General features: G+C 41.8%; 14 protein-coding genes and 1 pseudogene. 3 read left to right on the top strand and 12 right to left on the bottom strand.

The features are described 5' to 3' along the window. Positions 1 to 10: 10 nt before the first annotated feature. From WG932_RS11915 to WG932_RS11870, 10 genes are all read right to left on the bottom strand, one after another. Positions 11 to 184: a hypothetical protein gene (locus WG932_RS11915; protein WP_483088071.1), complete on the bottom strand. Its 174-nt coding sequence runs from the start codon at positions 182 to 184 to the stop codon at positions 11 to 13. Between the two features lie 2 nt (positions 185 to 186). Then, positions 187 to 603 (bottom strand): hypothetical protein, encoded by a 417-nt coding sequence (locus WG932_RS11910; RefSeq protein ID WP_483088070.1) that lies wholly within the window; start codon positions 601 to 603, stop codon positions 187 to 189. After that, positions 600 to 1,223: a DUF3164 family protein gene (locus tag WG932_RS11905; RefSeq protein WP_483088069.1), complete on the bottom strand. Its 624-nt coding sequence runs from the start codon at positions 1,221 to 1,223 to the stop codon at positions 600 to 602. The genes WG932_RS11910 and WG932_RS11905 overlap by 4 nt, the downstream gene beginning before the upstream one ends. A gap of 92 nt (positions 1,224 to 1,315) precedes the next feature. Continuing rightward, positions 1,316 to 1,888 (bottom strand): hypothetical protein, encoded by a 573-nt coding sequence (locus WG932_RS11900; RefSeq protein WP_483088068.1) that lies wholly within the window; start codon positions 1,886 to 1,888, stop codon positions 1,316 to 1,318. A gap of 56 nt (positions 1,889 to 1,944) precedes the next feature. Further along, positions 1,945 to 2,346, bottom strand: a complete 402-nt coding sequence (locus tag WG932_RS11895) for a hypothetical protein (protein ID WP_483088067.1) — start codon at positions 2,344 to 2,346, stop codon at positions 1,945 to 1,947. Continuing rightward, positions 2,333 to 2,965, bottom strand: a complete 633-nt coding sequence (locus tag WG932_RS11890) for a hypothetical protein (RefSeq protein WP_483088066.1) — start codon at positions 2,963 to 2,965, stop codon at positions 2,333 to 2,335. The genes WG932_RS11895 and WG932_RS11890 overlap by 14 nt, the downstream gene beginning before the upstream one ends. Position 2,966: 1 nt before the next feature. After that, positions 2,967 to 3,863 (bottom strand): AAA family ATPase, encoded by an 897-nt coding sequence (locus WG932_RS11885; RefSeq protein WP_483088065.1) that lies wholly within the window; start codon positions 3,861 to 3,863, stop codon positions 2,967 to 2,969. Between the two features lie 11 nt (positions 3,864 to 3,874). Further along, a complete protein-coding gene (locus WG932_RS11880; protein WP_483088064.1) occupies positions 3,875 to 4,375 on the bottom strand; it encodes a hypothetical protein in 501 nt (166 codons plus the stop codon). Next, on the bottom strand, positions 4,372 to 5,949 hold the full coding sequence (locus tag WG932_RS11875) for a hypothetical protein (protein ID WP_483088063.1): 1,578 nt from the start codon (positions 5,947 to 5,949) through the stop codon (positions 4,372 to 4,374). Before WG932_RS11875 ends, WG932_RS11880 begins: the two co-directional genes overlap by 4 nt. A gap of 8 nt (positions 5,950 to 5,957) precedes the next feature. Continuing rightward, on the bottom strand, positions 5,958 to 6,095 hold the full coding sequence (locus WG932_RS11870; protein WP_483088062.1) for a hypothetical protein: 138 nt from the start codon (positions 6,093 to 6,095) through the stop codon (positions 5,958 to 5,960). A gap of 136 nt (positions 6,096 to 6,231) precedes the next feature. Between WG932_RS11870 and WG932_RS11865 the strand changes: the two genes are divergently transcribed. From WG932_RS11865 to WG932_RS11855, 3 genes and pseudogenes are all read left to right on the top strand, one after another. Next, a complete protein-coding gene (locus WG932_RS11865) occupies positions 6,232 to 6,531 on the top strand; it encodes a helix-turn-helix domain-containing protein (protein WP_483088061.1) in 300 nt (99 codons plus the stop codon). 803 nt (positions 6,532 to 7,334) lie between these two features. Continuing rightward, the gene (rimO, locus tag WG932_RS11860) at positions 7,335 to 8,606 is read left to right on the top strand and encodes a 30S ribosomal protein S12 methylthiotransferase RimO (protein WP_483088631.1); all 1,272 of its coding nucleotides are present in this window, start codon (positions 7,335 to 7,337) and stop codon (positions 8,604 to 8,606) included. A gap of 59 nt (positions 8,607 to 8,665) precedes the next feature. Then, positions 8,666 to 9,826 (top strand): annotated as a pseudogene (locus WG932_RS11855) (hypothetical protein). Between the two features lie 85 nt (positions 9,827 to 9,911). Here WG932_RS11855 and WG932_RS11850 read toward each other — a convergent pair. After that, a complete protein-coding gene (locus WG932_RS11850) occupies positions 9,912 to 10,646 on the bottom strand; it encodes a T9SS type A sorting domain-containing protein (RefSeq protein ID WP_483088060.1) in 735 nt (244 codons plus the stop codon). 53 nt (positions 10,647 to 10,699) lie between these two features. After that, complete coding sequence (locus WG932_RS11845; protein WP_483088059.1) at positions 10,700 to 13,351, bottom strand: hypothetical protein; 2,652 nt, start codon at positions 13,349 to 13,351, stop codon at positions 10,700 to 10,702. Positions 13,352 to 13,512 lie beyond the last annotated feature (161 nt).

The raw sequence follows: 13,512 nt of genomic DNA, 5'->3' as shown, positions 1-13,512 counted from the left end.
GGCTTTGTGGTTATTCCTCATCCATTGGGTGGGCGTCTGTGTAACCCATAGCCCACTCTAGTGCTGCTTTGATCCCCTCTTCATAACCTTTGCCGGGGTACCTGCTGAATCCTGTTTCCTCTGCCTCTGCGCAGACATTTAACAGCTCGTCTATTTCTGATTGTTTTACTAGTATCCTTGCCATGATTATATAATGGTTTCAGCTTCTTTATGATCAGGCATTAGCTCCACTATCTTGTTGGCTACACGGTCTATCCAAGCATCGAGATAGGGCAGCATTCTTTTACCCGGAGGTAAGCTGCCGTTTCTTTCTATATGCTCTCTGGCAGCTAAATACAAGGCCCCAGCCTTGATGAGCTCTTTTATCCTTCCCTCTTTTGTCCCGTCAGTCGAAGGTTTAAAAGCAGATTGATCCCAAGGCCATATTTCCAAGTTCCCCCTGTTTTCCGGCGCTCTCTCGTAGGTTTCCCCGGCACATACCAATTGTTCATAGTAATCCGGGCCTTGCTTATCATCATGAGATGCAGTGTAGCCTTCCTCTTCTATCTGCCGGGTACGCTCCTGAGCGATCAGCTCTATTGCTATTTTTTTATCGAGTTTCATACCGATGCAAAGTTTAGTTGAATGTCTTTATACTCCCCATTTTCGTCTTTTACCCACACTTGGAAGTACTCCTTAGTCGTAGGTCGCCTTACTGACTTATCGATTAGTTTCATCGCCTCAGAATAGAGCGGGTGATCAATTCGGTGCGCATGGGTCTTAAGTCCTAATACCCTCTTTGTGTCCAGGTTGCCATTGCGTTGGTGGAATGCTTCCATCACTAATGGCTTTACGAAGTCCTTGGCACCGTCCAGCCCTTCTGTTAGGAATAGATCCAGCTTCTCTTTTGCCAAGGCTATGGTGTTATCATCGAAAGTAATCTGTTCGTTCACCTTCACCGCTACCTTTATGCTCCGGTCAAAATTAAAGAATGTGGCAGTGCCTTTGCCTTGCCCTATCACTCCATTCTCAGCCGTAAATAACTCGTACAACTTGGCTACATCGTCCCTAAGCTTCTCCTTAAAAGCTATAAGCTGTTTATTGATTTTGGCTGCTTCATGCGCAAGTCTGTAGGAGGTGATTTCGCTAGCCCTCTCATATTTCGTAATTCGCTCATAGGGGATGCCTTGCCCTTTCTCGTCATACCACAGCTTGTCGCTAGATTTTTGCTTTCTGATCTTCATTGTTATTCTTCTTTTTTAGTTGTTGTAATCGGCCTTCAAGTCTCACGATACGCTTGCCATTTTTGCGTATCAGAGCAATGTCCTCTGTGGAATCAATCTGATGATAAAGTTTTTCGATTTCCTCCCGGATCTCTGTGGGTGTCTTCATATGGTTTGATTTGGTTGATTATGTCAATTAGAGTGATGTAGGCGTGGTGTTCGGCCTCTGGAGGTCTGTATCCTCTGCCAAATGACCTATACCAGAGAGATATTGCCAGACGCTGTTTGTCGTCCAGACTAATGTTTTCTTTATTATTCCTAGCTCTCTTGTATAGCTTTTCAAATACGTCTGAGAGGTGTAGGTGTATAAGCTCATCTGCCATATTCCCGGCTTGGTTTTCCAGATACCTATTGAGTAGGTCGGCTAGGGAGCGAAGCTGGCTGTTTGTTAGTTTTACAGTCATTTCCTTGTATAGTTTACTAGTGATTTCTGCGTGTTTTTTTTGAAAATCTTTGTCCCACTCTATTTCTGAAAAAGCAATACTTTTATTGTAGGTAATCGATGAGGGAGTGAGACCTATTATTTCCCCTATCTCCCGGTTGCTTTTGTTTTTATAGAGCAGGCAAAGCATGCGTTTTGCGTTAACCACCTCTGTACGCCTACAGCCCCCCGTTATATCTGCCACGTTTACGCCGTAGCTGTCTGCTACAGCTTCTAATGTTTTGCTGTAATCTGTCATTTTTAGAGTAGTTTTAGAATTTGATTATATGCCCTCATAAAGTCATCCTCTTCTATCAGTCTGTGTGCTGAATGGAGAAAAAGGTACTCTTCTCGCATGTACACCAATTCTGATATATTGCGAGCATCCATTTCCATAGCAAAGGGGAGAAAATCAGCCTTGTCCCGTATTAGCCATTGATTGTTCCAAAAACCCCTAAACAGGGGACTGTACAAGATCTGCTCCCTTACACGTGGCCACCCTTCGGTAAGCAGGTCAGCAAAAAGTACATACTGCTCAAATTGATATTCGCAGTATTCCATGTGCGACCACCTGAGACAGGACTGTACGCTTTGTCTAGCGTCTTCCATCTGTCTGCGAACGCTCTGGATGTGGCTGGTATGTTTTGTTTTATTCAGTGCCATGATATAGGGCAGCGCCCTTTTCGTATATTGTGTATCTCCCTCCATTTGGCCCTATGTAGCGGCCTTTAGAGAATGCTTTGTATCCCTCTATCCAAATCTTAAGGGCTGAATCGTACATTACGCTTACCGCTGCACGTCCCATTGGCTTTTTACCTTCCGCCTGACTGATGAAAATCAGCAGTTTATTGGCGTGTTTTTCTTTTAGTTTCAGGTAGTCCCGAAATGATAAGCCGGTGTATTGGTAACTGTCAATCACGGCCACCTTTGGGGCTTTTCGCTTAGAAAGCCGGATATCCATATCCTCAAGGCTTTCGTTCGTTACCAGCAGTCTGTTTTTTACTGCGATCATCCCCTCTCTTTTTATAGCCTCCTGCATAGTGTGGGCTCCTCCCTCTTCCAGACTGTTGAGAATCACCCGCTCAAATGGGCAAATCGCTTTGATCAGCTGTAAGATGAAAGAGGTTTTACCGTTGCCGGAGTTGCCCCAAACAAACCAAACACCCCGCTTCTCGGGGCGGTCAAAGGCTTGGTACCATTCATCTTTCCAGTCAAAAAGGTCATATTCCTTATCCAGCAGGTTATCAATAGTCCAGGCCCGTTTTAAGCCCTTTTTAGCCATACTAATTAGCGTGCAGGATTAGTATGGTTTCAGCTCTCCTAAGCCCGCCTATATCCCCGTCTGCGTCTGTGGTAAGACATTTGCGAACTAAATCTGGCAGTTGCTTCCGGTCCTTTATATTCACAGCCAGTACATCCGAAACCATTTTCTTATAGAATGCAAGGCGTTGGTTCCTGTCGGTAGGTACTATTTTCATGTATTTGTCACTGTAGCGAGAGAGTAGCTCTCTGTAGCCCACCTTTTTGCAATTAATCCCTCGCTCCATTTTGGCTTTAAGTCCATCCGCTCCCATCAGGTACCATCCGCAGACATTCTCCGTAGCGTTCCAGAACTCCTTTAGTTCGAGGAAAGCTGTGTACTCAAAGTCTCCCGCCTCGTCTATGATTACCACAGGGTTTTCAAGCATGCGCAGGTAGTACTTTATATTGGCCTTGATATCGGCAGTTCTTCCTACACTGTCCACGCCTATAGCCTTCGCAAATGCTCTAATAAATAGTGTTTTTGTTTTGCACTGTGACGCATCTATATAGAAGCAGTTTTTAAGTGTCTTGGATAAATATTTGGCAGTGTAGGTCTTCCCTATCGCACAATCATCAACCAGTACCATGCCTTTTGAGTTGTTTTGGCAAAACTCCACGTCCGACTTTATAGCCTCAAATACTTCTGTTTTAGCCATGGCCCATTTGCGCTCAGTGAGAGACACATTAAGTTCCCTGCCAAGGTTAAGCCATTGGGTATCTTTTAGCAGACCGTCCATTTGTCCGCCTTTTAGCCGGGACCATACAGAAGAGTTGATTCCCCACTGTTTGGCAAAAGCGGCGTCTGAACCTCCGTACCTGGTGCGGACGTCTAGCAGTTCTGCCATTACTTTCTCTTTAAATTCAGTTGTGATGTTCATAGCTTTTTAGTTTAAAATCTGGATGCAGTACTTGTGTTATAGCTTTTCGTGTATTGCCTTTCGGTAGCCTCGTCTAGCTCCGGCAATACTTCTGGTGCCGTGGTAGGCTCCTCATAGCTTTCTAAGCCCGGCATCACAAAGCGTTTTGAAATTTGTTTCGGTTTTTCTATCAGCGTTACTGATTCTATATTGCGGGCATTTCGCTTGATGTAAGCATCCACGCTCACTTTGTACTCAGAGAATAGGCGCCTGTTCTCTTCACACTGTGGTGTCCTTTCTAGTTTGGCTCTGTGGTAAGCAAGGTCACCAAGTAGTTCACAGATTAGGTTACCTTCCTTGTCATAGACCAGGGACTTGAGCACCTGCCCGTTATTATCGTCCAGCCAGTAGATGTCTACTTTCTTGCCTTCTATGCGCTTCATTATACCTATAAGCTGGTCACCTAGTGCCACCTCTCCATTAAAGCCCACAACCCTGTGTTTGCCTTGTAGGGTGATTCTCCCCAGGTTCATAGAAGATTCTGTGTGATAGCCCAAGTGGGGAGAATACCCGCCCAGTTTGTAGGCTTTAGCTCGGGGTGCTGCTTATCCATAAACACATCCCAACGGCTCATGCCCGGGTGAAGCTCCTGGTTAGAGTGAAGCGTATTATTCCACCTCTCAATTGCCCTTAAGGCTTTTTTAACGATCTCGTCTTTGGAAAACTTCTCTACCTTGCCCGGCCCTTTCTGGTTAGATTCCGATAGCGCAAACGGTCTGGCTATCCACCCGTCCTCTTCTTTCTCAAAGTTGTATCTAAGCGGTTTATAGTAAGCCTCTATTCGCTTACCCCTTGCGTTATTCGCTTCGATTCTAACCTCTTGGAACATTGCGCCATTTTCAAGTAAGTTGTCTTTATAGTGGCTATTCAGAGAGCTTTCACACTCTAGTTCGTGTGGGATATTCAGCCCCCAAGCAGTATAATTCCTTACCAACTGGCGGTAAAACTCGTGGATAATACCTTCCTTTGTGTCTCCATATACCCAGCAGGTAAAAGCCTCACTACCCAGGTCGATGGCATTATAAAACCACATCCTTTTCCCCGTAGCGTACTCAAAAGGTGGCTGCCTATCATCTATAGACAGAATAGATCCGGCAAACTTGGGCTGGATAAGCTTATGCCATGGTTCGTAGGCTGATTTGAATTTTTGGCGGTCACCAGACCTCATAGAGTGGGCCACAGAGCGTTGCGCCCAAGCCGACTGGTAAGCAAATACAGTGTTTTCACTAACTGGCTTATAAGCCTCGTCTTCCCTATTAAACAGCTCCCCGGTCTCATTACTGATAATCTCCAGGTCTCCTTTTAGAAATGCATCATACCTAATCGAAACTTCTATATAGGTTGGCTTACGGTTCCTTTGCCCTGCGTAGATGGCTTGCCAGATGTTTATCATTTCGGGAGTGACCACCTGAGCGTTTTTATTATTATTCCGTCCATCCACAAACTCCTCGTAAGAGAATTTTTTAAAGTTGTCAAACCTCATGCGAAGGCGTTTCACTGATCCGGGCAAGGTGTGCTGTCCATGTCCCAGTGTTTTGAGTCTATCCTGAAAATTAACTACATCATGTGCCAGACTTTCCCATATTCCCCTTATCGATCCGCCACGGCTCTTGCGTTGTGCTTCCCTATAAGACTTAAGGGCCACTACCGCTTCCATTACAGAGGCATTTAGTGTGTATTTCTTTTTCTGCTCAGTACTTAGGTACTCATCATTATCAAATTGGTAGGCGTCATAATACGCTTTTGCAGCGGCTGAAATCTTAAAGAACTTCTCAAGCGGGTTATGGTCTGTTTGTGGATCTCCTAGCTTCTCTCGGCATAGCTCCTGCCATTCATGAGGCATAGATTCCCAGTTAATCAAAGCTTCATTACCAGGGCCACATCCTTTCTTTAGCCTAAAGCCTCGGTTTCTAATGCTTTTCTTTTTATATGCATCATAACTAATTAACTCAAGACTATTAGGGTGTTTTCTCTCCTCATCCGTTAAAAGGAAGCTGAGCTTTACACCCACTTTATTTTGGAATATGTCATAAGGAATAGCTCTCATAACTAAGGTTATTTAATACCTAGTTCTTTCTTAAGTGCGGGTACTATATTGATACCCTTGTAGTTGCCGTTGACAGTATTGCTTAGTACCACTCTGCTGCACCCTATTTTCTCTGCCAACTCAGTAATGGTTCGTTCTGACTTCACCACCTCTATCTTTAGGTGTTTATTCTCCGGGTACCTGACATTTTTTTACCATAGTTGTTGCTACATTTGTTAATACTTACACAAAGTATGTGAATTAGATTCACATTTTCAAATAATACTGTGATTTTTTTACACAATGAAATATTTAGGCCTGAATATCAAATACTTAAGATTAAATCGAGGGTATTCTCAAAAAGAATTAGGAAAGATGGTTGGACTTTCTAGGGACAATATAGCATCTTACGAGCGAGGAACAGAGCCAAATGTAGATGTTATTCACAAGCTTGTGAATATTTTTAACATTAACTTTAATGATCTGATTGATAGAGATTTATCCAATTCCGGTTTTCCAATTGAAACCGATAAAAAAACGATGAAGTTAAAGAGGATTCTCTCCCTTATGGATGTAACTCTCAATCTAAAAAAGCAGAGGTAGATGTCTCTGTACTTGAAGGAATGATAACTTCCTTAACTTCAATTGTCAATTCCCAAGAAGCTACAATTGCTTTTTTAATTAAGGAATTAGACCAAGAACGGTCTAAAAAACACCTAAATGTCCATCCTCAATATTGTAAAACAGATGCACACACACGTTTTTAAACTTCTTTTGGTTGTTTTTATTACATAAATACCTATTTATCAGTCTGTTATACTTGATTTCCCTTTGTTTTGTTGTGTTTTTAATTGGGTATTATAGGTACCTGAATGTTCCAAATATCTACTTTAAACCTTTATTTTTTAGTATTATCCGTAAGTAAGCAGGGCTTTTTTACCTTATTTTGTCCCCCTATTTGTCCCCCTATTAGTCCCCCTACTTGTAAATAAGTTTCGTTTAAATGGTTTTTAAACACGGCTTAATTTCGCCTTAAACGCGCCCATTTTACTCTGTTTTTAGCTAAAAAAAGCCCCTAAAATCGGCCTTTATTACCGTTTCTAGGGGCTTAAATGGTATTTAAAGCCTATTTATAGTTTATTCTTAAGTTTATGGTGGTAGCAAGATGGTAGTAAATAGAACTTTGGCCCGTTTTGAATTATAGTAGTAATTCGCCATTTTTACTCCAAAATCGCCTAATACAGCTCAGAAAGCCCGTTTTTTATGGAAAATCCGTTTTGCCGTTTTATAGACACTTTGTTTTGTGCCCTATAAAGGGGAGATGTATAGAATGGTTGTCAGGGTAATTTTGTACTTTTGCAGGAAGATATGAAAGCAAGAACCTTAAAAAAGATAAAGTCAATATCATCACCATGGGTTGTTCCAAAAACCTCGTGGATTCTGAAGTGCTATTAAGCCAACTGAAAGGAAATGGTATTGATGCCAGGCATGAATCAAGTGCTGAGGACAATAATATAGTGATCATCAATACTTGTGGATTTATAGACAATGCGAAGCAGGAATCTATCAATACAATTTTAGAATATGCTACTGCAAAGGATCAGGGTTTGGTGGATAAAGTTTATGTAACAGGATGCCTTTCTCAGCGGTATAAGGATGATTTGGAAGTTGAAATTCCTCAGGTCGATGCCTTTTTTGGAACCAGAGAACTCCCTGCATTATTAAAGAAATTTAAGGCTGATTATAAGCATGAGTTGGTGGGGGAGCGGTTGCTAAGCCACGCTTCGCATTACGCCTACATGAAAATCTCAGAAGGTTGTGACAGGCCATGTTCTTTTTGTGCCATTCCCCTTATGAGAGGTGGACATGTTTCTCGCCCAATTGAAGAATTGGTAAAAGAGGCCAAGCACAAAGTGGCCGGAGGAACAAAGGAGATACTATTGATCGCTCAAGATTCTACCTATTATGGTTTGGATCTTTACAAAAAAAGAAGACTTGCAGATCTATTGCGCGCCCTTTCGGATGTAGAAGGGTTGGAATGGATAAGGTTGCATTATGCTTACCCGACAGGCTTTCCCATGGATGTTTTGGAAGTAATGTCAGAAAGGGACAATATTTGCAATTATCTGGATATTCCTTTGCAGCATGGATCTACCGAGGTGTTAAAAACGATGAGAAGGGGCACTACACGTGAAAAACAGGAGGCCTTGATCAATGAAATCCGAAGTAAAATCCCTGACATTGCGATTAGGACCACGCTTATCACCGGGCACCCCGGAGAAGGAGAGGCAGAATTTGAAGAAATGGTAGATTTTGTGGAGCGCATGCGATTTGAACGATTAGGGGTCTTTACCTATTCCCACGAAGAAGATACACATGCCTATGGCTTGGAGGATAGTGTGCCTCAGGATGTCAAACAAGAAAGAGCCAATCGCCTGATGGAAATTCAAGAACAGATTTCTTTTGAACTCAATCAGGAAAAAATAGGAAAGGAATTTAAGGTATTGATTGATAAAAAAGAAAATGGCCGTTTTGTAGGACGTACAGCTTATGATTCTGTGGAGGTAGACAACGAGGTGCTGATAGATGCCAGTAAATTTTATTGTAGGTTGGGAGATTTCGTCAATGTTAAAATTACTGAGGCTACCGAATTTGACCTTTACGGAGAAGTCATTTAGCCTATCATCAGGCCTAGTTATCAAAGCATTGTTAAAAGATTAAAATAGTTGTTCAATTCATGTATTTACAGGAAGTCACCACCCCGGCACATCAAAAAGAATTTTTCAATTGGCCGTTAGGCTTTATAAAAATGAAAAAATTGGATCAGACCCCTGGATAAAGATATAGAAGATCTTTTTCACCCTGAAACCAACAAACTCTTTAAAAGTGGAGGCAAATCCATTCGTTGGTTGTTGTTAGATGATCAAGGAAATACAATTGGTAGAAACGCCGCTTTTATCAACCCAAAATGGAAAGAGAAAATTCCAACCGGAGGGATGGGGTTTTTGAATGTATCAATGACCAAAAAGCGGCTTTTGTGCTATTTGATGCTGCAAGAGACTGGCTAGAGGCGCAAGGTATGGAGGCCATGGACGGTCCGGTGAATTTTGGGGAAAGAGACAAATGGTGGGGGCTCTTAGTTGATGGGTTTTCCCCGGCGAATTATAATATGCACTGGAATTTTGCTTATTATAAAGACTTTTTTGAGGCTTACGGTTTTCAAATCTATTTTAAGCAATATACCTACAGTAGGAATGTCAAAGGTGTCGAAGTAGATCCCAAGATTGAAAAGCGTGCCTCCATTATCGCACAAGATAAAAATTTCCAATTCAGGTACCTCAAAGGGAAGGAGCTTTGGGAAAAATTCCCTGAATACTTTATGACCGTTTACAATAAAGCTTGGGCCGCGCACCTGGGAAAAACGATTTCTGAAAGGGAAGCAAAATTGATGCTTTCTTCGATGAAACCTATCATAGATCCTCATCTTGTCTATTTCGGTTTTTATAAAGGAGATCCTATTTGCTTTTTTATTAGTATTCCTGAAATCAATCAATTATTTAAATATGTGGATGGAAAGATGGATTGGATAGGGAAATTGAAATTTCTATGGAATAAAACTTTTAACCCACCCAACAAAATGCTGGGATTGGTTTTTGGAGTGGTGCCCGAATTTCAAGGAAAAGGAGTAGAAAGTGCCATGGTAACTGAGTTTAGGGATAATATAGCTGAGAAAAAATTAGCTTATCAAACCATTGAAATGAATTGGGTCGGAGATTTTAACCCTAAAATGATGCGGGTATGTGAGCAGTTGAATGCCTCCATTTATAAAACACACCATACCTACCGATTTATTTTTGATAGAACAGTTCCTTTTGAAAGACATAAAGTATTAAAATAAAACCGGTGATAGCTTTGCCTGCCTTGCTAAGCTATCACCGGTTTTATTATTTTTCCAAATACCTAAAGTTCAGGGGAAACCTGAGTTATTTCTTAATAAATTTTTGCTGGCCTACAAAATCGGGATTTTCTATTCGAATCAAGTAAGTCCCGTTTTTTAAATGACTTAGATTCAGTTCCATAGCAGGGTAAAGTGCCGGAAGGGAAAAGGTTTCGATTTTTAATCCATCTAACCTAAAAATAGAAATCTTTGTAGGTGCAGTGTAGGCTTCAGTCAACCTCAATACACATTTCCCTTGTGTAGGGTTGGGTGATAAGGTAAATTTATGAGGGATGTCAATAGATACCCTATTGGTAACAGCCCCTTCTTCTCCCAACATAGCTTGAGCATTATAGCTGCCGGCATCTAGCTCACTCAATTGCCCCTTCCAGATCAGAGGAGACTCTTGAATCCAGTGAATATCAGCATTTGATATTGTCCCTGACCCATGGGTCAATTGAATTTCGTTTGCACTGAGCAAAGGGACTGAAGTGTTTAGCTTAAGGTTAAAAGCATGATCTTCTCCTTTTATCACCCTAAGTTGTCCTTCTACTGGTACCGTATTGCTTTGAATTGAATCACCTAAGTGTATTAAAAGGGGTTTGGAAGACAAAGGTAATGTGAGTTGACCATTGGTATACGAAATGTCAATCTCTTCCCCAGTTGGTAATATTCCAGACAAATACCATGCGTTTTGCGCCGGGGATGCGGCTGGAAGTTGGAAATTGACTGTTAAACTATCATCTCCCGAAACCGGCCGCCAAGCTATGATATGTGACAAATCTCCATCTTCATTGCGGAGTTGGTAAATATATGCCTGCTCATCTTCTCTGATTACGTCTTCAAAAAGAGATTTCCCATTCTATTTTGCATGGCTTCCATTGCAGTAAAAGCACGTTTTTCTTTAAAGTCGTAGTGCAAAGATTCTGTCAGCCCTGACCGTTGATAATTGATAGGATCAATTCCGGCCAGGGTGTCCACATTGGCAAAGAAGTACCAATGCGCTTTGTCAACCCCCATTCTACTTAGCCAAAACAAGCCTCTCAATGCATACACTGCCTGTGAGATGGCACTTACGGCTTCGGAATTAACAGCGGCTTCATTTTCACTGGAGGCATCCCATCCCCATTCTGTTACATGCACTTCTTTTCCGGGCATATTAGCATCTCTAAAGCGAATGCCCGAAAATAGAGCCCTCATTTCAGAGGCAGGATGTTCCGGGTGAACGGCAATCCTAGCTCCTTCATCGTTTCTGTAATAGCTGTAAAGGTGTAAATTAATCCCATCAAGATAGGGTGCGGCAGCCTCATGTAATTTTGTACCCATATAGTTTTTGTGGCCTGTACTTGTTACCGGGTGAGATGCTTGTAAAGCAGCAGGTAAAACTTTTAACAAGGGGTCTGCAGTTTTTAGTCCCTGAGCTGTTCCTTCCAGTATCTTTCTGTAAGTAGAGTCACTGTAATCCCATGGTTCATTGCCTACTTCTACTGTGCGGATTAAATTTTCATGACTTGGTCCAAAGGTACTTGCAAAGGCATGCCCAAGTCCATAGCCGGAGGAAAAAGGTTGATCCCAAACAGATTCGATAAACCTGTCAAAAGTAAATGTCGCATCTACTTCGAAGCCTTTATCAATCCAGTCTTTATACTCCCTTGTCCATTGGGTCCAAGGACGTAATACATCGGGGTTTTCGCCCCCATAAGAAGGCGTGATGTCAGGATCTGCAGTATCCCAATGAATATTGTGGTAATTTCTTGCCTGACTTGCTGCTCGAATAAATTTTTGAGCGCCTTCGTCCGGTCCCTGTAAATTGGGGACTTTCTTGGTGCCCCAAGCCCAAACTGTATTGACACCAAAGAGCTTCCCAAAACTAGAGCTTTGAGGCTTTGGTACAGGAGGTGGGCCGTAATTTCCAAATTGATCGTAAACGGTAAGCTCTTGAACTGTGGCTTTTTTATAGTTGATATCAACCAATTGCTGTTCCAATCTTATAAACCTGATTTGGCTATCCTCAGGAAGTTCTATGTTATGTATATCCAATGAATTGGGATCCAATTCTGCAAGTAAAATTAAGCTGTCCAGGTCCGGGCCAACCCATAATTTCGAAGAAACGGCAGTATTGTTACCATTCCATTGCTTGGCAGCAATCCACGAAACAGGTTTGATTTCACCAAGGTCCAAAGTGATGTACTCTGACAATGGCTCTGAATAGGCGGCAATTTCCTGAATGCTAAATGCTGCAGTGGAAGTCAAACTTACTTTTGTTACATCCTCCATTTCAACGGGAAACCGAATATGACCCATATCATCGGTAGTGTAGGTTACTGAAAGAGTGTCCCCAAGCTGGTTGATTACATATATGTTGACAGGTTCAATGTGATTGTTTACCAATCTCAAACCTAGCCTATGTATTTTAACCGGTGCAAAATCTAAAGTGAAGCTAGCTTCACCCTCAAGGGGTGTTAAGGTAGGAGTGCTGTTTCCAAGGTTGCCATCCGTTGCATTTTCCATAAGTTCACCATTGGATGCAATACCGACTTTGTTCAAGAAAATGTTTTGGCGCTCATTGCTTACATAGGCATCTGGCAAGGGGTTGGTAGATAACCATGCCGTTGCATTGTTGTCATCTTTAACCGCTTCAGGGGCATTTTGGGCATTGTTAGCAGAGGAACTGGCAGAAACAGTGGCACTTTTAGACAGGGTTTCGTATAAACCTGCATTAGGGTCCCAAGTGGTTTCAGGTGTGGGTTCAGGATCTATTGGAGTTTCGGCGACTAAACCATTCCCATAGACTTCAAATTCAAAAACACTAACCTTTTTATAGTTTTCAGGAACCACCTCATGTACAATTCTTAGGTACCTGGCTACTATTGGTTCAGCGAAGGCGGTACTGATAAAAGAGACTTCATTCGGCTGCAATTGAGCAACTATTTTCAAACTATCCAGATGCTTTCCAGCAAGCAATTGTGTGGACAATGCATTGTCATTTCCAGCCCAATGCTTGGTTTTTACCTCACTGATCAGGTAGTTGTCGCCTAAATCTAAGGTAATGTATTCTTTGGGTGTGCTTCCTAATACGGCGATATCACTTATCGTAAATGCGGAAATACTACTCAGTGTTATTTTTACAATATTTTGAAGATTGACTTCAAACCTAATATGATTGTATTTCTGTCCCGGTAAATATTCTTTTAGCGTAATTACTCCATCATTATCCAAAAAGGAAATACTTACCTTTTCTTGCAAGTCATTGATCTTCAATCCCAATAAATAGATGTTTTCCGGTGAAGAAAAATCAATAAAAGCTTCTGCCGGGTTTGTATTGTTAGGTTGAAAGGAGTTGCTTGTTTCAGGAGATATGTTACTGGTTAGGATCCGTTCAGGTTGAAGGATTAAGTTTTGGTAATCGTTGGAATAATAATTTGTTGGGAAAGGATTGGTGGATAACCAAGAGGTGTTGAGCGATCCATCTATCGCTTTTTCCATGCCTGTTTGAGAGGCACTAGAGCTAGTACTGATTGATCCTTCTAGCTTTTGAATTTCTATTTGTGCATAAAGCGTAAAAATTGGAAAAAAAGAATAAAAAAAGGATCGAATTTTTAGATAAGTGAGAAGACATAAGCTAATAGTTAATTTCCAATAAAACC

Source organism: Cyclobacterium sp. SOCE241 (assembly GCF_056867545.1).
Note: the sequence above shows the minus strand (reverse complement) of the source record. Positions and strands in the feature narration are given on the sequence as shown.